The 23137-nt window shown below is 34.2% G+C and carries 17 protein-coding genes; 12 read left to right on the top strand and 5 right to left on the bottom strand.

Annotated features, from left to right (window positions below; all coding sequences use genetic code 11):
* The first annotated feature begins 45 nt into the window (after positions 1–45).
* Complete coding sequence (locus BAQ44_RS11260; protein ID WP_071721711.1) at positions 46–4398, top strand: endo-alpha-N-acetylgalactosaminidase family protein; 4353 nt, start codon at positions 46–48, stop codon at positions 4396–4398.
* Between the two features lie 272 nt (positions 4399–4670).
* Here the strand turns inward: BAQ44_RS11260 and BAQ44_RS11255 are convergent, their stop codons facing one another.
* Entirely contained in the window at positions 4671–8171 is a 3501-nt protein-coding gene (locus BAQ44_RS11255) for an endo-alpha-N-acetylgalactosaminidase family protein (protein ID WP_071721710.1), read from the bottom strand.
* 829 nt (positions 8172–9000) lie between these two features.
* Here BAQ44_RS11255 and galT point away from each other — a divergent pair.
* Entirely contained in the window at positions 9001–10491 is a 1491-nt protein-coding gene (gene galT, locus BAQ44_RS11250) for a UDP-glucose--hexose-1-phosphate uridylyltransferase (RefSeq protein WP_071721709.1), read from the top strand.
* A 312-nt stretch (positions 10492–10803) separates the two neighbouring features.
* On the opposite strand, the gene BAQ44_RS11245 is transcribed toward galT, so the two are convergent.
* Entirely contained in the window at positions 10804–11112 is a 309-nt protein-coding gene (locus BAQ44_RS11245) for an ArsR/SmtB family transcription factor (protein WP_061676468.1), read from the bottom strand.
* A gap of 108 nt (positions 11113–11220) precedes the next feature.
* On the opposite strand from BAQ44_RS11245, the gene BAQ44_RS11240 reads away from it, so the two are divergent.
* Positions 11221–12156 (top strand): aldo/keto reductase, encoded by a 936-nt coding sequence (locus BAQ44_RS11240; RefSeq protein ID WP_071721708.1) that lies wholly within the window; start codon positions 11221–11223, stop codon positions 12154–12156.
* Positions 12157–12205: 49 nt separating this feature from the next.
* Entirely contained in the window at positions 12206–13381 is a 1176-nt protein-coding gene (locus BAQ44_RS11235; protein WP_063261318.1) for an MFS transporter, read from the top strand.
* Between the two features lie 294 nt (positions 13382–13675).
* Here BAQ44_RS11235 and BAQ44_RS11230 read toward each other — a convergent pair whose 3' ends face one another.
* Both BAQ44_RS11230 and BAQ44_RS11225 read right to left on the bottom strand, forming a co-directional pair.
* Entirely contained in the window at positions 13676–13900 is a 225-nt protein-coding gene (locus BAQ44_RS11230; protein WP_061676466.1) for a hypothetical protein, read from the bottom strand.
* Positions 13901–13984: 84 nt separating this feature from the next.
* Positions 13985–14332 (bottom strand): DUF4257 domain-containing protein, encoded by a 348-nt coding sequence (locus tag BAQ44_RS11225; protein WP_061676465.1) that lies wholly within the window; start codon positions 14330–14332, stop codon positions 13985–13987.
* A gap of 196 nt (positions 14333–14528) precedes the next feature.
* Between BAQ44_RS11225 and BAQ44_RS11220 the strand changes: the two genes are divergently transcribed.
* The 5 genes from BAQ44_RS11220 (at position 14529) to BAQ44_RS11200 (ending at position 19639) form a co-directional block, all read left to right on the top strand.
* Complete coding sequence (locus BAQ44_RS11220) at positions 14529–15056, top strand: DinB family protein (protein ID WP_071721707.1); 528 nt, start codon at positions 14529–14531, stop codon at positions 15054–15056.
* A gap of 181 nt (positions 15057–15237) precedes the next feature.
* Positions 15238–16287 carry a ribosome small subunit-dependent GTPase A gene (gene rsgA / locus BAQ44_RS11215; RefSeq protein ID WP_071721706.1) on the top strand — a complete coding sequence of 350 codons (1050 nt, stop codon included), beginning with the start codon at positions 15238–15240 and terminating at the stop codon, positions 16285–16287.
* 204 nt (positions 16288–16491) lie between these two features.
* Positions 16492–18474: a HAMP domain-containing methyl-accepting chemotaxis protein gene (locus BAQ44_RS11210; RefSeq protein WP_071721705.1), complete on the top strand. Its 1983-nt coding sequence runs from the start codon at positions 16492–16494 to the stop codon at positions 18472–18474.
* 194 nt (positions 18475–18668) lie between these two features.
* Positions 18669–18974, top strand: a complete 306-nt coding sequence (locus tag BAQ44_RS11205) for a hypothetical protein (RefSeq protein ID WP_060490078.1) — start codon at positions 18669–18671, stop codon at positions 18972–18974.
* A gap of 296 nt (positions 18975–19270) precedes the next feature.
* Entirely contained in the window at positions 19271–19639 is a 369-nt protein-coding gene (locus BAQ44_RS11200) for a DUF3979 family protein (protein WP_061676460.1), read from the top strand.
* A 36-nt stretch (positions 19640–19675) separates the two neighbouring features.
* Here the strand turns inward: BAQ44_RS11200 and BAQ44_RS11195 are convergent, their stop codons facing one another.
* The gene (locus tag BAQ44_RS11195; protein ID WP_063261321.1) at positions 19676–20716 is read right to left on the bottom strand and encodes a YkvI family membrane protein; all 1041 of its coding nucleotides are present in this window, start codon (positions 20714–20716) and stop codon (positions 19676–19678) included.
* Between the two features lie 241 nt (positions 20717–20957).
* On the opposite strand from BAQ44_RS11195, the gene BAQ44_RS11190 reads away from it, so the two are divergent.
* The 3 genes from BAQ44_RS11190 to BAQ44_RS11180 all read left to right on the top strand — a co-directional run bounded on the left by BAQ44_RS11190 (position 20958) and on the right by BAQ44_RS11180 (position 23116).
* Positions 20958–21401, top strand: coding sequence for a Dps family protein (locus tag BAQ44_RS11190; RefSeq protein WP_000105194.1), 444 nt, complete (start codon positions 20958–20960; stop codon positions 21399–21401).
* 107 nt (positions 21402–21508) lie between these two features.
* Positions 21509–21964: a DUF3939 domain-containing protein gene (locus BAQ44_RS11185; RefSeq protein ID WP_071721704.1), complete on the top strand. Its 456-nt coding sequence runs from the start codon at positions 21509–21511 to the stop codon at positions 21962–21964.
* A 207-nt stretch (positions 21965–22171) separates the two neighbouring features.
* Positions 22172–23116 (top strand): alpha/beta hydrolase, encoded by a 945-nt coding sequence (locus tag BAQ44_RS11180; RefSeq protein ID WP_071721703.1) that lies wholly within the window; start codon positions 22172–22174, stop codon positions 23114–23116.
* Positions 23117–23137 lie beyond the last annotated feature (21 nt).

Raw genomic sequence — 23137 nt, 5'->3', positions numbered from 1 at the left:
GGTATTGTTTTTAACTAAAATTTAAATTTAAAAGGGGGAGAAGAATTGGAGAGTAAGCATTTCAAGAGAGCTTTTAATACCCTTCTTGCACTTGTGCTAATTGTGCCGACATTTTTAGTTAGCATGATTGTACCATTACATGCAGGGGCAAATGTGTCTAATCCGTGGGTCACAATTTCATCAGGAGGAAACGAAATCAATGCAATAATAGAACAGAATGGGAAGTCCTATGTAAGGCTTGGAGCAGGTGCCGGAAACGATAACGGGGCTAAAGCTGCAATTTTTCAAGAACAAAATAAAATCGCTAAAGAATCGGGAACGATGGCGTATACCTTTACTCCAGAAACCAGTGGAGAAGATACTAGATTTGGTTTCTATCCTCATTATATTGACAATAATAACTTCGTTTTTGTAGGCTACGACTCACTTGGATGGTTCTATGAATACAAATATCAAGGAAAAGGTGATTGGTTAAAAACGAGACCGAATGTTGCACTTCCAGAGGCTGGGACCTCACATTCCATAAAAATCGATTATAATGCAACCACTATGAACATTACATTAGATGGAAAAGATTTATTTGGACCGGTTACTTTACCTAATGATGTAAATAACCTCCTTACAGGTAAGGAAGCAGTTAAACTCGGTGCTTTTGGAGATAAAAAAAGTCAAGTTCTCATCGAATTAGGAGCTGCATCTGGTGATGGAGGCACGGATCCAGGAGATGGAAAACTTGTCGACATTACGGATAATAAATTAGAAGAAGGCGACTTGAAAATTATCTCAGGAGACGGAAAAGTTACTTATAATGCAGACGGTTCAGCAACTTTCGGTGTTACATCTACCCAAAAGAATCGAATTGTCTATAACCAAATGAAATCGATTAAAAATGGTGTTTTTGAAGCTGATGTAACTACTAATACTGATAAGATGAATCGCTTTGGATTAATCTATCGTGTTCAAAATGCATCTGCATACACATATGTGGGAACAGGGGATACGAACGACCAGTATTTTGGTGAAACATTTGGTCCTATCAACAATTGGACGTCGATGACTTCAAATGTGCCGTTACAAGCAAAACAAACATACCATTTACGTTTAGTATTCATGGACGATGTTGCAACGTTATACATTGATGGTAAAAAGGTAGATTCATGGACATTAACAGGTGGTGTAGATCAGGCGGGGGGACTTGGATTTGAAAAAAGCCGAGGTGCTGCCGATATTACGATTTCTAATATCAAAATCAAGGAATATAGTGCGCCAAAGCCTCCAGATACTCCATCAGTAGAAGATACATTAAAGTCAAAGTATATGGATGTTACTATTGACCAAGTATTCCCGCGGGTTGTGAAATACAAAGTTGGCGATAAAGTAATGAATGGACAAGAATCACCTGTTTACGGATTGAAAGTAAATGGTGCACTATACTATCCTAAAGTAAGCTTTGAAAAGCTAAGCGATAGTGAAGCGCTATATACATTAAAAGTTGTGGATGAAATGAAAAACCTTGATGCTGTATTTAAAGTATCTTTGAAAGTAAATGATAATAAAGTTATTTATAGTTTCGATGAAATTAAAAATAATGGCAGTGCAAAAATTGAAACAGTTGAGTTTGCTGATATGAACGTTATCTCAGTAAATTCGGTACAAAAAGGTGCAAAAGCTAAATTAACGAATATTAGTACTGATGTGAGGAAATCAGGAGATGTGGATGTAAGCGTAGATTCTTCAATGGGGGAAATAGGTACATCTACTAAAAATTATACTGCATTTTTATCAACTGACGAATTGAGTGCGGGTGTATGGTCTAGTTCAGAAGTGGATGGCTATAAAAACTTAGTTGCAAATCGATATGTAAATAAAAATGGTGCTAAGGCAATGGGGATAGGTTCTAGTGCACTCTATTACCAAAGAGATTTTATGCCAGATCCACAAAAAAATAAACCAACTATTAAAATAGCTATCGCTAAAGATTTGAATACTGATAATAAGACAGATTGGCAGGATGCAGCGATTGCATACCGTGATATTATGCAAGACATTAAAGGATATCAAGATGTAAACAATAATGTTGGAATGCGTATTGCAATGAATTTCGGATCACAAGCACAACAACCATTCTTAAAAACAGCAGATAATATTAAAAAGGTTGCTCTTGCTACAGATGAATTGGGGCAGGCTGTTTTATTAAAAGGATATGCAAACGAAGGACATGACAGTGGTCATCCGGATTACGGTAATGTAGGTGAGCGCATGGGTGGCGTTAAAGATTTGGATACGCTTATTAAAGAGGGGCATAAGTATAACACCCAATTTGGTGTCCATATCAATGCGCAAGAAGTTTATCCTGAAGCGAAAGCTTTCAACAATGATTTTATTGATCGTCCAAATTCTTTAGGATGGGGATGGCTAGATCAATCTTATACAATTAATAAATTAAAAGATTTGTATACTGGAGCACGTGCGAAAAGACTAGATGAATTGAAAACTGCTGTTCCAAATCTTGACTTTATTTATTTAGATGTATGGTATCAAAATCAATGGGAATCAAATAGAATAGCAGATCAATTTAAAGATAGGGGCTGGAGACTAACAACGGAATTTGGTGGTTCTATGGCCAATAATTCAACGTGGCAACACTGGGCTACCGATAAAAACTATGGTGGACCGGAAAGTAAAGGGATCAACTCAGAAGTACTACGCTTTATTAGCAATCACCAAAGAGATTCTTGGGTGTTGAATTGGCCTGAAGTAGGAGGAACTGCTGATCATCCGTTACTTGGTGGATTTGAATTAGCTGGTTTCGAAGGATGGCAATCTGATAAGAATTTTGATAATTTTATTCGCATGACATTTGATACGAATCTACCTACTAAATTCTTACAAAAATATTATGTAACGAATTGGACAGCTGTAGAAGGGGATAAAAGCAAGACGAACTTAGAAAAGGAAATAAAATTGAAAGACCCAAGTAATGGAGATGTTGTCGATGTAACTAGAAAAGACAATTCTAGGGAACGTGTTATTACACTGAATGGAAACGTTGTACTTGATGGACATACTTATTTAATTCCTTGGGTGAAACAAGATTTTAAAAATCCAACTTCTAATTCTGAAAAACTATATCACTGGAATTTGGAAGGTGGTACAACAACTTGGACACTTCCAGATGAATATAAAGATGCATCTAGTGTATATGTATACAAACTGACAGATCGTGGTAGAGCAGATATGAAAGAAGTCAAGGTCGTAAATAATAAGGTGACTTTGAAAGCTGATGCGGCAACTCCTTATGTTGTTGTACCAAAAAGAGATAAAGGTTTGGAAATTCTTGACTATGATTGGAGCAAGGGTGCTCATATATATGACGCGGGATTCAATACAGGAAAAGTAAGTGCATATACAACTATTGAGGGAGATAACAAAGCTATAAGCGCCGTTAGAACAAATCAAACTGGAAGCAACCGCAATGTAAGTAGTGGAGATTACTACTTGAATATTGATAGTCCGTCAAAAGATACAACTGTTTCACGTGTCCTAACTGGTTTGGAACCAGGTAAAGATTATGTAGCAGAGGTGTATGTTGAAAATAATAGTGATGTAAAGGCCGGAATTACAGTAACAGGTGGGAAAGAAGACGTTAATAATTACACGCTTCGCAGCCTGCAAAAGAACTATGTTAAGGCAGATTCACATGCTTCAAATGATGGATACAATAGCAAAATGCAAATCATGCAAGTAAGCTTTACAGCTGAAACGAATAAAGCTAAATTAACTCTCAGCCGTGATGCTGGAAAAGGAAACACAAAATTTGATGATATTCGGATTGTTCAAAAATCCTTAAAAAATTATGTTTCACCAACGGAATTTAAACAAGATTTTGAATCGGTAGTACAAGGTATTTACCCATTCGTTATCGGTAACACAGAAGGAGTAGAAGACAACAGAATTCATCTGTCTGAACTGCATGCTCCATATACGCAAAAAGGATGGGCAGGTAAAAAACTAGTCGATGATGTATTAGGTGGGAATTGGTCCGTTAAAGTGAACACTGGAAATAAAGGTTTGCTGTACCGTACGATTCCTCAAAATTATCGTTTCGAACCAGGCGTAACTTATAAAGTATCATTTGACTACCAAACAACAGCAAATGCATTCCGTTTTATTTCAGGGGATCAAGAAATTGATGTTCGAGACATTGCGAGTGCAAAGGGATTGAGTGTGAATAATACTCTTGCTGCATCTACTGATACAAAAACGGCAGAGTTTACTGTGACAGGCTCTGAGAATGGTCAAACTTATGTTGGAATTTTCAGTGATGGAACGAATTTAAACGGTGATACTGGAGCAGGTACGTTTATTTTAGATAATTTACGTATTGAAAAAAGGTGACTACAGGGGGGAGACACAGAGATAAAAATCTCGAATTAAGATAAAGGGAGTTTTATAGCTCGTGTAATATCGTGAATGAAAAGAGGTTGACCGAAAGATAGCTGAGTAGCTATATGGGTTAACCTCTTTTTGATATAAGTATGTTATCACAACCAAATTACGGACAGGAACGATTCTCTTATGTTTATAAAGTATAAAAAAAGAAGTTGTCTCTAAAAGATCATTTTTAAGGACCTTTTGAGACAACTTCATTCAATATAAAGTAACTGATTCTATTTATTTGACACTACTTCAATAACTAGATTATCAAGCATAATATCTTTGTAACCGTTAAAGTTAGCTTGTGATCCTTTCACACCGTTAGTATTAGCTGCTTTATTAGTGGAATAAATGCCAAACCAGCTTTGCCCCGATTTATCTGCTGTTAAAGTAAAGGAATATGTGCCAGCTTTTGCATTCTTATCACTGCTTGCGGTTGATTTTAATTCCTCCTTAGTTAATACTCCTTTTTCTTCAAATGGAGCATTACCTGTCACCACTGCATACGTTCCATCACTACCTGCCTCATAATCAAAAGTAATTTTATACGTTACTCCTGGTTTAAATGTGAAGTTTTGAGGTATAGTTTGGTATACAAGAGCGTCACCTTCCGTTAATCCATTCGTTTTAAGTGACCATTTACCTGCGATAACATCACTTACTATTTTTTGGTTCCAACCTCTTTGTGTATATGGTGCATGTAATTCAGACAGGTGTGTTCTATTATCTTCTACGCCTTCAATATTACCAATTACAAACGGATAGATGCCTTGTACAACATTTTCAAAGTCTTGTACAAATTTATTATTGCTTACTTGGTTTTCGGCATTACTTTCCACGATGCGAATATCATCAAAGTAACTTGCACCAGTTCCACCATCTCTAGATAAATCAATAGTTACATCTGATGTTTTTTTACCAGTTTCAAAAAACACATACATATTTTGAAAGTAACTTGTTCCATCCACAGTTGAAGTCATTTGACCATCAGCTTTTGCTTGCTCGGAACCTAGTGTATTATGTGCGTATGCTCTTACATAGTTTTTAGCGATAGATTTACCAGTACTATTTGTATACTCTTTGTCGTTAGAAGTAATCGTTATGCTTGCTTGTGCTTCACTTCGGTTGTCTATACCCACATATGCAGCATACTTTGTATTAGGTTTTAGGTCTGTTAATTTTTGAGTAACATTTACTTTCTTTTTATTATTGGAGATTGTTAGCATATTATTATTACCTTCACTCTTCGTAATCTTAACTGCTTTTGAGTCTCCTTTGATTTTCCAATCTTTTAGGGAATTGCTGTTAAATCCAGCATCTATAAGATGCATTCCTTCACTCCATTTAACATCGTTATTGGATTTTGGCCCTTTATAAATTACATATGCAGTAGATTTTTTTGCATCTAATGTGATTTTTCCATTTTCAATTTTAACATTTTTCATATTCTCTTTACCTAATTCTGTTAACTCATACACTTTAACGGTACCTTGCCAACCAGTTGGAACGGTCCACGTTGTTTTTCCACCGTTTGTGTTCCAGTGATATAATTTTTTATTCTCTGCTGATAATTTTTTGCCATTTTGATCCCAAGACCATGGAAATAAATACTTTTCGTCACCAGGTTTACCTTCAAATATTTGTTTACCATTTAATGTCATAGTTCTTGTTCGATAGCCATCTTTATCATTTGCAAAATCATTTGATTTTCTTTCAATTGTAAGTGTATTTTCACTAGATTCGTCCTTTAATACGGACTTCATACCTGGTACCCAGTTGTAAGTTTGTTGTTTATCATCTGTCATTTCAACTGCTTTACCATTTTCCCACTGTGTTACTTTATAATGTTGAATGAATTTGGTTGGAATATTCACCGCAAATAAGTTATCAATATACGCTTTGTAGTCACTTCTACCTTGCCAACCTTCAAAGTCTTTCATACTGTATCCACCTAGTAATGGAGCATCTGCGTCGCCTCCATACTTAGGATAGTTACCAATCCATGCATCTTTTTGATGGTTTTTAATGAAACGAGTGATGGTACTATTAATACCTTTTAGGGTATACCCACCATAAGTTAAATCGGCTGCCCAGTGTTGGAATGTGGAATCATACTCGTTCGCATATCCCCACTCACTGCCTAAGCGCCAACCTAAACTGTTTATTTCTTTACTTAATTGACGGCTCGGCCATGTACTATTATCACCTGACTGTCCATTACCCCAAACGTCTACATAAATAAAATCTAAATCATTCTTTTTGCCACCAAGAGTATCATATAAATCTTTGAAGCGTTGTGCCCTGCCATTTCTTAAATCATAATCAGCATTAATGTTTATTCCTTGATCAATCCAGTTCCAACCATACTTATAAGTTCCATCTGGATTTTTTAATAAACGCTCTTCTTGGAAATATTTTGACTCTGGATATGTTTCACTTGCATTCACATGAACACCAAAAGTTGCCCCATATTCTTTACCCTTTGTTAGCAATGTTTTCATGTCCTTTGCACCGCCAATTCGAGTTCCAATGTCAGCATAATTTAAATGACCAGAATCATGACCTTCACTACCATAACCTTTCAGTAGAATAGATTGTCCTAGTCCATCAGTATTTAAATGAAACTTTTTCACTCCGTCTAAAGCCATTAAGAAAGGATTTTGGGCCTGACTGCCAAAGTTCATGTTAACACGGTAACCAACTAAGTCTGGAACTTTTTCTGACCCTAGAGGTTCGTTCATAATTTTCCTATAAGCAATTGCTCCGTCTTGCCAGTTTATCTTTTTATCATCATTAGCGTCAGCAGTAATGATAACTTTCACAGACGGCATTTCATCTACCTTATTAACTGTCCCATCCGTTAGCTCTAGAGTGCCATCTTCTTTACGATGTTCTTCTGACTTTTGATACGTCCAGAATGTACTACTTAGACCAATTGTTTTTTTTCCGGCACTATTAGTCGTAGCATTTGCCGTAATTCTTTGAGCATCAGTCTTTGCAGCATAAGAATCTGGAGCCAATTTTTTTACTAAACTATTCTCCGTATTAGACCATATACTTGCACTTAATTCATCAGTAGAAAGAAAAGCATACATATATCCTTTTTGCTCTTCATCTTTCGTAATTAAATTTTCGTCAACCTTAATCTGTCTGTCACCGTTAATACGAGTATTTGTTGACATCTGTACGCCATCTAGCACTGCATCTTTTTGACTGTTATTTACAGAAATTAAATTATGATTTGGGATTTCAATAGTTTTTACGATTTTGTTGTCGACGATCTTTGTAATATTGAATTCTAATATATTCTCTTTAACAACCATTTCAGCAGTAATAACCGCAGAGATATTGTTATGAGTGTCTATCACCGTCATCTCATATACAACTTTATCTGATGAAACTTTTGCTTTTACTTTTGGTTTTACTGCTACGTCATTAATAAGGATTGTATCTAATGCTTCAGTCTGTCCATAAAAAGTCTTTCCTGCTCCAGTTCCAGATTTTAAATCGTATTGAATGACTCTTGGAAAATTTACATCAACGAGAACGTTCATTTGATTAGATGAAATAACCGCATTTGGGCTTTGAGAAATGATTTGATTTTCAGCTTGTTTAGTATCCGTGTTTTCCTCAGCTTGGATTAGGGAACCGTTTGTAAAACAAATAGAACCTACGACACAACCCGATACAAGTGTTGCAATTGTCCTCCTGAACTTCTTTTTTGATTTTTTCATATGTACCCCCTCGTTTTCATTATGGTACTTTTGATATTGATAGTTTTTCACAGGTATAGATCACTTTATGACCTTTTAAACTTAATATTTTGATAGAATGTGAAGCTTGTATAGTAGTTGAGAATCTATTAAAACTAGAAGCAGTTTCGAGTATCTATCTGTACCCATAGATTACTTTTTGTGAAACGCTTACACAAGAGAGATATTGCTCTGTTTTTTAGAAATATTGTTTTTTGTAATGTTGAAAATAAGATAAATAAAATAACCCTGGCTTATAAAGCTAGGATTATTTTATTTGAGGAGCTCATTAAAATTTAAACGGCGGCGATACCGGAGCAGATGCGTTTATTATTGAAGAGCTAGCTTCAGGAGAGGGACAAAGAGATAAAAATCAGGGTTTAAGATAAAGGTAGTTTTATCCCGATTTAATGGGCAGTAAGACCCCCACTGATTAAAGTTTCACTTTATAGTTTGCGTATTATTGTGATTAAAAGGTCTATCTCGGTGGAGATAGGCCTCATTGTGTTCATTAAATCGTTCTTCAAAAATGTACCTTTTTATGTTTTTAGTGAGACGTTAAAAGTGAAAAGCAAGATGTCTAAAAAATACGACAAGATGTTGATTGTAGAAGTGTTTTTACGTACGTATAATGTAACAAAATAGCTTATTAAACGGGCGATTCAAGTATGTTAATAGCTTCTTCGGAAAAAGCAAAATGTATATTAGAATGGTGGTTATCCTATACATCTGTTCATAAAATTATAAAAGGTACATAGAACTGGCATCGTAACAACATAAACCGCTAAAAGGTTAGAGGAGGTATATACGGATGATATATCAAGCTATCCAGCAGTTAATTGATCGGGCTATTGAAGTTCAATTGATTGAACAAGGAGATGAAATATATACAAGGAATAAAATTCTTTCTTTACTTCGTTTAGATGACTTTGTAGTGGAAGCGTCAGCGCCCGCACCCGCAAAGAAAGCAATTGCGGAGTTATTGGAAGAGTTAATTGAATATGCTTGTACGCATAAAGTCATTGAGGCAATAATGGACGAGAAGGAGATTTTAGCAAGTGCAATTATGGATGTTTTTATGTCCAAACCGTCGGTTATCAATTCTCTATTTTATGAAAAATACGAACAAAATCCGAAGGCTGCAACAAATTACTTCTATGAATTAAGTAAAAACAGCAACTATATTCAAATGAAGCAAATTGCCAAAAATATAAATTATAAAGTACATACGGAATATGGACCCATTGATATTACAATTAATTTATCAAAACCGGAAAAAGACCCGAAACAAATTGCTAGAGAGAGAGTATTGGAAAGTACAAATTATCCAAAATGTTTAATCTGTATTGAGAATGAAGGATATAGAGGCCGAATTGGACATCCAGCACGCTCGAATCATCGTATCATTCGTATGAATCTTACAGATGAAAGCTGGTTTCTACAGTATTCACCGTATATTTACTTCAATGAACACTGCATTGTATTGTCTTCAGAACACCGTGATATGAAAATTGACCGTCAAACATTTTTACGTTTGTTAAAATTTGTAGAAAGATTCCCGCATTATTTCCTTGGTTCGAATGCAGATTTGCCAATTGTAGGAGGATCTATTCTAACACATGACCACTATCAAGGTGGTAGTTATGAATTTGCTATGGCAAATGCATCAAATGACTTCATTTTTGAACTCACTAACTTTCCAGAAATGCAATGTTCTATTATTAAATGGCCTATGTCAGTTATTCGCTTAAGAAGTAACGACATAGAACAAATAGTAAATGCAGGGGAGTACATATTAGAGAGGTGGAAGGGATATAGTGATCCATCCGTTAATATATTTGCATTTACGTATGATGTTCCACATCATACGATTACGCCGATTGCCCGCTATCGGAATAATATGTACGAATTGGACCTTGTTTTGCGAAATAATCGTACAAGTGAAGAACATCCGCTAGGTATTTTTCACCCTCATGCGGAAATACAACATATTAAAAAAGAAAATATCGGTCTAATTGAAGTAATGGGGTTAGCTGTACTACCTGCGCGTTTAAAAACAGAACTTCAGGAAGTAGAAAAATTCTTACTTAATATTCCAAGTGATATTCCAACGCCTCATATACGATGGGCAAAACAATTAAAAATCAAATATGACAATCGGATACATGAACAAAATGTACAGGAGATTATAAGAGAAGAAGTGGGGAGGAAATTTATACAGGCGCTTGAAGATGCTGGTGTTTTTAAACGAGATAACGAAGGGATATCGGCGTTTAAACGTTTTATTCAGACCTTAAATTAGGAAATGAACTTAGTAGTTATAATAATTACCAAATGACCTAATTATATGATAAGGGAGGTAATAATATGGGGAAGTGTGAGCATAAGCAACTAGAGGAATTGAAACAGATAGGTGGCCCTATATTAATGATGTGTATAAAATGTAATCAAATAATTAAAGTGTCCAAGGGATCAAGTACAAAAATAAAGTAAAAAAGAATGAAGCGTATATATTTCTAGTGTGTGAAGAACAAAATTCAAACTGAGTAAAGTTTCACTTTATAAAAAGAATAGAAAAAATAAAGAAACATCCCATATTCATATGAGATGTTTTTTAGTATGGTTCTGTCGCATGTAATACGACGTCTAATAAACCGGGAAATCTAGCATGTAAGTCATCTTCACGAATTGAAATGAAGCGCTGTGTTCCTTCAAGGCGTGTATACATAACACCGGATTCACGTAAAACCTTGAAATGGTGAGATAAAGTTGATTTTGCAATTGGAATGTTTAACGCGCCACAAGATTGTTCATTTTTCTCTAGTAGCATAGTTACAATTTGTAAACGAATTTGATCGCTAAGTGCGTATAAGACAGAAGAGAATTGAATTTCTTCGCGATTTGGATGATAGAGAGTACGCATTTTTTCACCTACTTGTATAAGTTAATATAGTTTGCACTATAACATATAAAGTGGTATATTTCTATTGTTCGAATATATTCGAACAATAGAAATGTAGGGGGAGAAAAAATGAAGCATACAAAATTACAAAAGGCAGGACTACATATTTCAAAGTTGGGGTTAGGAACAAACGCTGTAGGGGGGCATAATTTATATGCTGATGTGAATGAGGAAGAAGGAAAACGATTAATAGAAGAAGCTATCCAGCAAGGGATTACATTTTTTGATACAGCGGATTCATACGGTTTCGGTAGATCAGAGGAATTGGTAGGAGAAGTATTGAAAGGAAAACGCCATGAAGTTGTACTTGCTACAAAAGGTGGAATACAGCCGTTATTAAATGGAGAGGTTTATATTAATAATGAACGAAGCTATTTAAGAAATGCTGTGGAAAATAGCTTAAGAAGATTACAAACTGATTATATTGATTTATATTATTTACATTTTACAAATCCAGAAACAAGTTACATAGATTCAATTGGAGAGCTTACTCGTCTAAAAGAAGAAGGAAAAATTCGTTCAATTGGAATATCCAACGTAAACGTAGAGCAATTAAAAGAAGCGAATCAGCACGGACAAATAGATGTTGTACAATCACCGTATAATATGTTGGATCGTACTGCTGGGGAAGAACTTTTGCCATATTGTATAGAATCAGGTATTTCATTTATTCCATACGGGCCTCTTGCCTTTGGGATACTAGGCGGAAAATATACAGAATATTTTAAATTGAGCGAAGGAGATTGGCGTCAAAGTGTAAATCTATTTGAAGAAAATACATATAAGAGTAACTTTAAAAAAGTTGAAAAGTTAAAAGGCTTAGCTAAAGAAGTGAATCTTGAAGTATCGCATTTAGCTTTAGCGTGGCTATTAAACAAAAAAGGAATTGATACTGTTGTTCCTGGTGGGAAACGAGCGGAGCAAATAAGAGAAAGTGTAAGAGCGGTGGAAGTATCATTGAATGAGAAGGTTATGAAAGAGATTGAATCTATTTTAGAAGCTTAGTTGAGAAGAGGGATACTTCCCTCTTTTTATATAAAAGGAGAGGGTTTAAATGAAAAGAGTACTAGCTGTATTCTTTATGATCATGTTTATGATAGGTACAGATACTTTCTTAATTTCACCACTTTTACCGACATTACAAAAGGTGTATCATGTTTCAACTGAGCTATCAGGATGGATGGTGAGTTCATATGCTTTAGGATACGCTGGATTTGCACTTATTGCTGGTCCTATATCAGATGGCTTAAACAGAAAAAAAGTAATGGTAATAGGAATGAGTTTTTTTGCGTTAAGTACGTTTTTATGTGGAATGGCACCGAGTTTTCTATGGATGCTAGCATTTAGATTTTTAGCAGGTGTAAGTGCAGCCTTTGTATCTCCACAAGTGTGGGCATCTATTCCGCTTCTTATAGAGAAAGAGCAAATTGTAAAGGCAATTGGAATTGCAACAGCAGGGTTATCAATCTCTCAAATTTTAGGGCTGCCAGTTGGGGCATATTTGGCAATGATACACTATACAACACCATTTTTCATTATTGGTCTATTATCAGCACTACTTGTCATTCTTATCTATGTAGTATTACCAGAAATACAACCGGTTCATATAGGTGGAAGTAAAACAAACATCTTAAAGCGTTATAAACAATTACTTACTGATTCAAAGGTTTCACTTTCTTATTTTGCATATTTTGTTTTTCAAACTGGTAATTTTGCAGCATTTTCATTCTTTGGCGTATGGCTTTCCATTCAATTTGGCTTACAAGTTCATGAAATAGGAACAGCTATGCTCGTATTAGGATTAGGAAATTTAACAGGGAATATTTTTGGTCCTAGAATCGTAAATAAAATTGGTTATAACCTTTCTTTTTATGGTGGAATTGTATTTACAGCAGTGCTATATGTATTACTTCCTCATGTAAAGAACATTATATTGGTGGAGTTATTGTTTTTTGTTTTGTTTTTTGTGACAGGAATTTTATTTGTATTAATGATGAGACACTTACAAAACATGTCTAGTGTAGCAAGAGGGACAGGAGCCGCGCTTGCAAATGCTTCTATGTATATTGGTCAAATGATTGGAGCGGCAATAGCAGGAATGTTATTTGCAGCATCTCACAATTTTATACTTATAGGTAGCTTTACTGCGTTACTATATGTAGTAGCTTTATTTCTGTTTAGAAGAAGTGAAAAGCTTATTGAGAATAGTGAAACGGGAATTGCATCATAAAGCTTGTATAAATATTTCGCAAATCAGAATTAATAAGAGTGTGAATACATGAATGTGCTTTTTATTACAGTGGTTACTTAAAGTATAGAAATAATAGAAGAAATGTATTGTAACAAAGTTATGAGGAATTCAAAAATAAAAAATCCCTATAAAGATAGGGATTTATATATCGGCATATAGTTCCTTGGAAAAGGATATACTTAGTTTAGCATACCGGACTACTTATATTTGTGAAATAGATGTGAAAGTAATGTGAAAAATAGCGTAATAAAAAGCACTGTTTTAGCTAATGAACTAAAACAGTGCTTTTTTCTTTGATTGAACAGTTGCTGCATTTTCATCATGTATGCCTGCATCTTTAATAATTCGTTGTTTAGCTATATTTAATAGATGATTTACTGCTTCACCAAAATAGTTAGCTTCGTTTTTTGTGCGGGCTTCTCGTAAACATTTATAGTTTTCTAGCAGTTCCTCTTTTTCAGTGTTTGTTAAGAAATCTTCTATTTTCTTTTTTGTCATACGAAACACCCTTTCTTCTGACAAACGACGCAATAGAAAATATTTATTGTTTATTATAGCAATAATTTTTAAAGAAAGTATAGACTAACGTCGTAATAATTTGTCAATTTCTTGAATCTTCTCATCAGCTTTCCCAATCTGTGTATTTTTAGCTTGCTCACCACCAAGCGCTTGGTGCAGTAAGAAAGTCTGACCAGAAATAGCAGTCACAATGGATACTTTTATAATTTCTTTTATTAAGGTGACATCGAATAAAACGAGTCCAAGAAGTGCAGCTAGACTACCAGTGAGAATATCAGTCAAAAAACCAAAGTGAAAAAAAGTTTTCAAACGGCGTGGAAGCAATAACTTGCCTTGGTTATTGATAAGATGGGAAACGAAACCAGTAATGCCACCAACAAGAACAGCAGTTAGCCATTGATACATTTCCATCGAATCCACTCCTTTTAGTGAATAAGATTCGATTCTTTTATATTGATTCCTTTTAATATTTCATAGAAGCATATTGAGAAAGTTTGTTTGGGTTTATTATGTATTCAATTTAATTATAACAGAAAAATCTGATATATTTCAGTCTATTATATGAAGCGGTTATTCCTTAATATGAATGTAGAAAGGGGTGCGTGAGATGAATATAGATTATCGAATAAGAAGTGTGGATGGTTATACAAAAAATATAGGGGAATTAGTAAGCATGCTGGAGCATACGAGGGCTGTAACATTACAGGAAATAAAAGATCTATCAGTTGAGCAATTAGATTTAATTATGCCGAGTGGAGGAAATTCTATCGGAGCATTATTAAAACATATAGCAGCTATAGAAAAAGCTCATCAACTTATTTCATTTCAAGAGCGCGACTTTACAAAAGAAGAATTAGAAATATGGGAAGACGCACTGTATTTAGGGGAAGCAGGGAGAACAATCCGTGGTCATGACATACAGTATTATGTACAACTTCTGCAAAGTGTTCGAGAAGAATCATTGAAGTATTTGATTGAACAAGGTGATGAATGGCTTATGTCAGAAAGAAAGTGGCCTAACGATGTAGCGTATAACCAGCACTATCTGTGGTTTCATGTGCTAGAAGATGAGATTAATCACCGTGGGCAAATTAGAATGATGAAAAATAAATTGTTTGAAAATTACGTTAAATAGAGTAGCTTTTTAAATGAATATTCCATATAATGAGAGTAATTAAAATGAGAACGGGGTGATGTATTATGGTGAAAATAACTTATATGAATAATAAACCAAATACAAAGGTGGATGGAAAGGGCGAGACTGTATAAGTTAGCGCACGATCCTTCCGCTTAGTTAAACTAGGGAGGATATCAATTTGAATCAAAATATTTTAGAATCATTCGGCTGGGATTCTTTTTTTGAGGAACAAGCTGTAGAGAACTTTGAAGTAGGACGTATTTTACTTGAGTATAAGCATATATATCGAATTATTTGTAATGATGGTGAATATATGGCAGAGCTGTCTGGAAAGTTTCGACATGAAGCAGTAACGAAGGGAGATTATCCAGCGGTTGGTGATTGGGTGTATATAAAGAAAATAGAGAATGAAAAGAAAGCAATTATTCATCGTATTTTTCCGAGAAGAAGTTCTTTTTCTAGACAAGAGGCTGGTACTCGAATGGAAGAACAAGTAATAGCAGCAAATGTAGATTATCTATTTTTAGTGAATGCACTTAATCATGATTTCAACGTAAGAAGAATGGAACGTTATTTACTATTAGCGTATGAAAGTGGTGCAATGCCTGTTATTGTTTTAACAAAGAGTAGCTTATGTGAAGATGTGGAACAGAAAATTGTAGAAACGGAAGCCGTGGCAATGGGTGTTCCTATCTTCATCGTTGATAGTTTAGAACATACTGGCATTGATTCGTTGCAGCAATTTGTTTCTTCAGGAAAAACAATTGCTCTAGTCGGATCATCCGGGGTTGGAAAATCGACTTTGCTAAATGCTCTTATAGGAATTGAAGTAGCAAAAACGGGAGATATTCGTGAGGAAGATAGTAAAGGAAGGCATACGACAACTCATCGTGAATTGTTCCGATTACCGAGTGGTAGTTTAGTTATTGATACTCCGGGTATGAGGGAACTGCAGCTTTGGGAAGGTAGCGATGCAATTCAAACAACATTTTCTGATATTGAAGAATTAGCAAAAACGTGCCGTTTTAGGGACTGTAAGCATGAAAATGAGCCAGGATGCGCAGTGCATCATGCAATTGATAACGGAATTATTACGATAAATCGTTTGCAAAGCTATAAAAAATTACAAAAAGAACTGGCGTATTTTATGAGAAAACAAGATGCTGTTCTTGCAAGAGCAGAGCGTGATAAGTGGAAGAAGATTTCTAAGCAGCATAAAAAAATGTAAAAAACCAAAGGGTTGTTCCCTTTGGTTTTTTGCTTTTGTAAATTTTATAATAATATTATTCATATATATGGACAAAGAGAAATTAATTGTTTAAACTTTACAAAGTATTCATCATAATAGGTTATGAAAATAATAATTCGGGAATGGGAAATATTTATAATTCACTAGATTTAACTTTTGAAATTGAAAAGCAGGAGGTTTGTAATGGGTAGACTATTAAATTGGTTTCGTGATATGAAAGTAGCAAAAAAACTACTAATTTCATTTTTTGTCATTTTAATTGCGGCTGTCTCTATTATCGGAGGCATGTCTTATCAAACGGCTAAAAAGAATTTTGAATCACAAATTACGAGCAGTGCTCACGACAATATAAAAATATTAGATAATTTAATCAATCAAATGATTGATGCAAAATTTAATGATGTGAATAATTTTGCACGGGTGATTCAAGGTAGTATGTATCAAGGGGATAATCAAGATGAATTAAGAAAGATGTTATCTCAATATATCAATTTAAATAAAGATGTTGAACAAGTATACGTTGCTGGGAATGATAAGAAATTTGTGCAAGAACCAAATATACAAATGGCAGCAGACTATGATCCAACAGAACGTTCTTGGTATAAAGATGCAGTCGCAAAACAAGGTGGTATTGTAATTACTGAGCCGTATAAGGCGCAAGGAAATGGACATATTGTCGTAACGATTGCAAAACAAGCAGAAGATAAAAACGGTGTTGTAGCGATAGATTTAAGTTTAGATAATTTATTAAAAACAACAAAGTTAATCAATATTGGTAAAAAAGGGTATGCTTTCATCTTAGATGGAAAACAAAAAATAATTGCACATCCTCAAGAAAAATCAGGAGAAAAAGCAGCTGATTCTTGGGCGAAGAAAATTTATGAAGATAATCATGGCGCTTTTTCATATACGTATGACGGTAGCGAAAAGCAAATGGTATTTGCTACAAATGTAAAAACAGGTTGGAAAATCGGTGGGACGATGTACTCAAATGAAGTAATTGAAGCTGCTCAACCTGTATTTTATAATATGTTAATTGTTATGTTCATTTCATTAGTTATAGGCGGAGCACTTATTTATTTTGTGACACTTTCTATAACGAAGCCATTAAAAAGATTAGTTACTACTTCTAAAGAAATAAGTGAGGGAGATTTAACGCAAACAATCGAAATTCATTCTAATGATGAGATTGGCCAACTTGCAAAAGGATTCAATGAGATGACAGATGCATTGCGAACGTTAATTGGAAGAATTAATACTTCGGCTGGACATGTTGCAGCAGCATCAGAAGAGCTAACGGCAAGTGTAAGACAAGCAAGTGAAGCGACTGAGCAAATTACAATGGCAATGGATGAAATATCGAGCGGGGCAACGACGCAAACGACAAGTGTAGAAAATGGCGCAATGTTACTATTTGATGTAACAGAAGGAATTCAGCATGTAGCAAATAGTTCATCATCAATTAATACAGCTTCTGCTCATACTCGTGAAAAAGCAGAAGATGGCGGAAAACTAGTAGGGAAAACAGTAAATCAAATGCAGTCTATTGCAGAATCTGTTTCGCAATCAGATGAAGTTATACAGTTATTAAATAATAAATCAAAACAAATTGGTGACATACTAGAAGTAATTCAAAATATTGCAGATCAAACAAATCTTCTAGCTTTAAATGCGGCAATTGAAGCTGCAAGAGCAGGAGAGCATGGAAGAGGATTTGCAATCGTTGCAGATGAAGTACGTAAATTGGCAGAGAAGTCTAGCGTATCTTCTAGTGAAATTAGTAAATTAATATGTGAAATACAAGATGACATGAGTAAGACGGTAAAATCTATGGGTCATGTAAATGAAGAAGTTCAATCTGGACTTGTTATTGCGAATGAAACGAAGCAAAACTTTACTGAGATTTTACAATCTACAAATGAAATTGCAGATCAAATTAAAACAATGGTTGAAACGGCTAATGGGATGTCAAAAGGTGCAAATGAAGTATCTATTTCAGTAGGTCAAATTGCAATGACAGCACAGAATAATGCGACGAGTACTCAAAACGTTGCAGCATCAGCTGAAGAACAACTAGCGTCCATTGAGGAAATTAGTTCGGCGGCTGGTACATTATCTCAAATGGCTGAAGAGTTACAAGGTCTAATTGAAAGATTTAAAGTGTAACAGAGAACAGACTATCTCAAAATAGCAGTATGCTATTGGAGTAGTCTGTTTTTATTATGTAATATTAAAGGAGATAGAGAGTATCTTTATAATATTTAAAGGTATATTTTGTATAATGTTTGTCGGAAAATAGAGGTATTTGTTAACTTTGTGTATAATTATAATCATATAGAATGCAAATAAAGGAGATTACTATGGGAGTTTATTGGGGTACCAAAAGACATTCTTGGCTTAGTTATGTCTCATTTTGGTTAAGTATTTCATTTTTTATTGTTTTTCTAATTGAAGTGTTTATTTTAAAAACACTTTCGAATAGTTCGGTGCAAATTGTTAAATATTTTTATTTTATACTTGTACCAGTAAATATCTTTCTTAGTTTAAAGTTACTCTTTAAGAAGAATGAAAAGAAAGCATTACCTATTTTTAGTTTCATCGTATCATTATTATTTACAATTTTAATACTAGTATTAGCGTTAGCAGCTACTGGGAAATTCTTTTAAGGAGAGTGTTATAAGTCACTCTTCTTTTTTGTTGTTACAAGGAAATAATAAATGGAGGATGGACAAAGAAAGCATTTCATTAAGCTTGATATGATTTGAAAGCTTTAGAAGAATAGTAAGAAATGAAATAAGAGATAATTCATATAATAATGGAGAGAATCAGATGTTTTACATACAGTTATGAAGCAAATGAATACGGTAAGAACGGCGATATATGGTACAATACATATGGATAGTGATAGAGATAAAGGGTATATAAAATACTCATCGTTTTTTAGTAAGAGAGGGGTTATCTTATGCTATACGAGGATTTGATGACATTATTTCAAGCTGCTCCGAAAGAAGAAGGTAGAGGCGGCTGGAAATATATAATCCAGGAACGAAATGATAAATATGAAATTGTTGATGAAATGTTGAAAAATCAAATGAGTGTTGAATTGTATTTTAATGAATATGATGAGGTGAAAATCACTTTATATAAAGATGGAATGCCTATTTCTACTATGCAAAGAATTGCGATTTCAAAAGTGGAATTAGACGAAGAGGAAGAAGGGATTCAATTCGTTTTAGAACGTATGCCTAGTCGGATGATTCGCTTGCAATTAAAGCCATATTTAGCACTCGAAATGGGTCCATACTGGGAAGTGTGTGATGATTGTGAATGAACATAAAAGGAGCATCCAATAACATGGATGCTTCTTTTATGTTTTTTGAAGTTGTTTAAAAGCAATAATTGGGAGTAAAATGATGCTGACCCATCCAATTATAGGATATAGAATGTGGAGTAATTCACTGTAACCAATGTAACTAAAGCAATAACTAATTAGTAAAATAAAGAAAATAATATTGTTACTTTTCCAACTGGTGATGGATTGCATTTGTTTTGTCATTCCGAACACATTGCCAACTAAAGTTGTGAACACTTCACCGAAAATGATAAGAACAAAGAAAAAGTGAAAAGTTGCATTGAATTTTCTTATGACTTCAGCCATTGGGATATTATATTGATAAAATTGATCGACTGATAAGATAGCTAAATGGCTACATAATAAAATTAAAGATAGTCCTGCACCACCTAAAATACCGCCCCATAAAATGGCCTTTCGATCTTTTACTTCACTGGCTAACGGGACGAGAACGCTTTGGGCGAGCGAAAGATTTAAGGCGACATATGTAATAGGACTAGTAATCCACTTCATATTCCAGCTTTCTGCAGGAATAGTGCTACTAAGAGGAGTTGTACCGTGAAAAAAAGTTGTAATAGCAAGTCCGATAATAAAAATCATCATAATAGGTACGACAAGTGTATTAACTTCAAAAACCCCTTGTAATCCGCGACTACCTATAATGAGACAGGCGATCACTGTAATGAAAATACCGAGTTGTCTTGGTAAACGAAGTTGCTCTTCAAATACCGCTCCAGCTCCTGATAACATTACGCTAGTTACACCAAATAATACGAGTAATAATAGTGTATTTACAACATTTCCAACTACATCTCCAAATAAATATTTGTTAAATTCTTGCGCTGAAAATGCACCGATTTGTGATGAAAGTAACATCATCTTTGTGCCAAGCCAAATAAAAAAAAATCCACTTACACATATACCAATTGTTCCATAAAATCCGTTCACTGTAAAAAATTCAACAATTTCTCGTCCAGTAGCAAATCCAGCTCCAACGACTGTTCCAATATAAGTAGCAGCGACTTTCTTTGCTACTTGCCATTGTTGATTGTCCATGTTATCCCTCTTTCTACTACGATGAGCTTGATTTACTATTATGCATATGTATGAGCTTGGACAATTAGACGTATGAAGTGTTTGAAAGCATACATGAATTAAAAGATATTAGGGAAGTATTAAAGGTGTTAAAACTTTGTTACATATGAGCCAATCTTTCGAAAGGAAAGGAAATGTATGGTAACATGTAACTAGGTTATTAAAAGATAAACATTATGAAATGATAAGAGGAGTGGATTGTATGAGTACGAAAACAAATGTTGTTGAAGTATTAAACAAGCAGGTAGCAAACTGGAATGTGTTATATGTGAAATTACATAATTATCACTGGTATGTGACAGGACCACACTTCTTTACATTACATGAGAAATTTGAAGAGTTTTACAATGAAGCTGGAACAAATATTGATGAATTAGCAGAACGTATTTTAGCTTTGGAAGGTAAACCGCTAGCGACAATGAAAGAATATCTTGCAACATCTAGTGTGAATGAAGGGACAAGCAAGGAATCTGCAGAAGAAATGGTGCAAACATTAGTGAATGATTACTCTGCACTTATTCAAGAATTAAAAGAAGGTATGGAAGTTGCTGGTGAAGCTGGCGATGAAACATCAGCGGACATGTTGTTAGCGATTCATACAACATTAGAACAACATGTATGGATGTTAAGCGCGTTCTTAAAATAAATATAAGTATATAAAGAAAAAAGTCATTGAAAAATTCTTTCAATGACTTTTTTTGTAATTTTTCAGTTTTCTTTTATGCTATAATATAGTAAAAAGGAGGCGATGCGATGTTTCGCTTTTTCAGAACTGGAAAAGAAGAGCGTGAAATTACGAAGGATGAATTAGAACAAGCGATGGCTAAGTTTTTAGAAACGAATGCTAATATCGTTTATACAGTATTAGTAAATGATGATTATACAGTAAATTATGATTTGTTAAAGCCGTATTTACCTGCATTTCCAACAAATAGTTTTCTTATTACGAAGGAAACGCTTGAGGTATTTGAACATACAGAAGAAAATCTAAACCTAGTTAAAGAAATTGATACCGTACAAAAAGCAGTAGATCAATACGTAACAGAAAAAGAAATGTTCCCACTTGTTGAAGGTAGTGAAGAGCGTCTTATATGCGGGATAAAATTAGGACCATATTTAAAGCGTATATTAAAAAGAGAATTATATATTTCAGAAAAACATTATTTAGTTTCAAGTAAACCGGACAGGAAAAAACAAAAGAGTGGGTAGATGTATTGAGAACAACAATAAATATATTGTTGTCTTTTTTTGTTTGTTAAAATATTGATTTTTCAGTCTATTTAATTTTATAATAAACTTATTCGACGAAGAAGTGTAATGATTAAGTATTGTTTGCGTGAGTTATATACAGTGATTACAGAATGGTACAAAGGTTTGAAAGATAAATAGGATAAAAGGTTACGGGGGAATTGGGGTATGAAAAATAATACGACTTACATTCAATTATTAAATGAAACGTTACATCGTTACGCAAATAAAGGGAGTTTGGAAGCGTACACTTATATAATGGAGCATGCGAAAGGCATAGTAGGAAATGAGGCGCAAATATATAATTTCAAATATGCACTAGCGGGTGCAGCAGGGCTTGAAGAAGAAGCGATGCATGTAATGAAGGAAGCCATTATAGAAAAGGGTTTTTGGTATGGAAATGAATATTTAATGACCGACGACGATTTAAAACCACTACATAAATTTGAAGAGTTTCATAAAATGGTTCAATTATGTAAAGAAAGAGAAGAATTAGCAAAGAAAACAGAACGAGCAGACGTGAAATGTATTGAAGGTAAGAAAAAAGAAAAACTATTTATTGCAATGCACGGAGATCAAGAAAATATAGGAATAGTAGAACCATATTGGAAATCTGTTTTGGATCAAGATTATACGTTGGCTTTACCACAATCTTCGCAAATTCAGTTTTCAGATGGATTTGTTTGGGATGATATACATAGAGGAAAAGAGGAATTAAAAGACCATTACGTTACGTTTACAGAAAATCATACAGTAGAAAATGTAATAATTGGTGGTTTTTCTGCTGGCGCAAGAGTAGCTTTGTATACGATTTTACAACAAGATATAGAGGTAGATGGTTTTATTTTTGTAGCGCCGTGGCTTCCAGAGATTGAAGAATGGAATGAGTTGTTGGAAGTGCTACAAGATAAAAATATCAAGGGGTATATAGTGTGTGGGGATCAAGATGAAGATTGTTTCGAATGTACGCAGCAATTTGTACAATTATTAAGAGATAATAATATAGAACATAAGTATAAGGTTGTGCCTAATTTAAACCATGATTATCCTGAGGATTTTGAAGAGCTATTAAAAGAAGCTATTGCATATATAAACAACAAAAGTAATAAGTAGTAAGAAAGGGAGATGCATCAT

It is taken from the genome of Bacillus mobilis (assembly GCF_001884045.1).
Taxonomy (GTDB): Bacteria; Bacillota; Bacilli; order Bacillales; family Bacillaceae_G; genus Bacillus_A; species Bacillus_A mobilis.
The sequence above is the reverse complement of the archived record's forward strand: the minus strand, read 5'-3'. Positions and strand labels throughout refer to the sequence as shown.

Excerpts from the sequence above, each read along its gene's own strand:
- BAQ44_RS11255 (WP_071721710.1), bottom strand. The coding sequence starts at position 8,171 with ATGAAAAAATCAAAAAAGAAGTTCAGGAGGACAATTGCAACACTTGTA.
- galT (WP_071721709.1), top strand. The coding sequence starts at position 9,001 with ATGATATATCAAGCTATCCAGCAGTTAATTGATCGGGCTATTGAAGTT.
- BAQ44_RS11245 (WP_061676468.1), bottom strand. The coding sequence starts at position 11,112 with ATGCGTACTCTCTATCATCCAAATCGCGAAGAAATTCAATTCTCTTCT.
- BAQ44_RS11240 (WP_071721708.1), top strand. The coding sequence starts at position 11,221 with ATGAAGCATACAAAATTACAAAAGGCAGGACTACATATTTCAAAGTTG.
- BAQ44_RS11235 (WP_063261318.1), top strand. The coding sequence starts at position 12,206 with ATGAAAAGAGTACTAGCTGTATTCTTTATGATCATGTTTATGATAGGT.
- BAQ44_RS11230 (WP_061676466.1), bottom strand. The coding sequence starts at position 13,900 with ATGACAAAAAAGAAAATAGAAGATTTCTTAACAAACACTGAAAAAGAG.
- BAQ44_RS11225 (WP_061676465.1), bottom strand. The coding sequence starts at position 14,332 with ATGGAAATGTATCAATGGCTAACTGCTGTTCTTGTTGGTGGCATTACT.
- BAQ44_RS11220 (WP_071721707.1), top strand. The coding sequence starts at position 14,529 with ATGAATATAGATTATCGAATAAGAAGTGTGGATGGTTATACAAAAAAT.
- BAQ44_RS11210 (WP_071721705.1), top strand. The coding sequence starts at position 16,492 with ATGGGTAGACTATTAAATTGGTTTCGTGATATGAAAGTAGCAAAAAAA.
- BAQ44_RS11205 (WP_060490078.1), top strand. The coding sequence starts at position 18,669 with ATGGGAGTTTATTGGGGTACCAAAAGACATTCTTGGCTTAGTTATGTC.
- BAQ44_RS11200 (WP_061676460.1), top strand. The coding sequence starts at position 19,271 with ATGCTATACGAGGATTTGATGACATTATTTCAAGCTGCTCCGAAAGAA.
- BAQ44_RS11195 (WP_063261321.1), bottom strand. The coding sequence starts at position 20,716 with ATGGACAATCAACAATGGCAAGTAGCAAAGAAAGTCGCTGCTACTTAT.
- BAQ44_RS11190 (WP_000105194.1), top strand. The coding sequence starts at position 20,958 with ATGAGTACGAAAACAAATGTTGTTGAAGTATTAAACAAGCAGGTAGCA.
- BAQ44_RS11185 (WP_071721704.1), top strand. The coding sequence starts at position 21,509 with ATGTTTCGCTTTTTCAGAACTGGAAAAGAAGAGCGTGAAATTACGAAG.
- BAQ44_RS11180 (WP_071721703.1), top strand. The coding sequence starts at position 22,172 with ATGAAAAATAATACGACTTACATTCAATTATTAAATGAAACGTTACAT.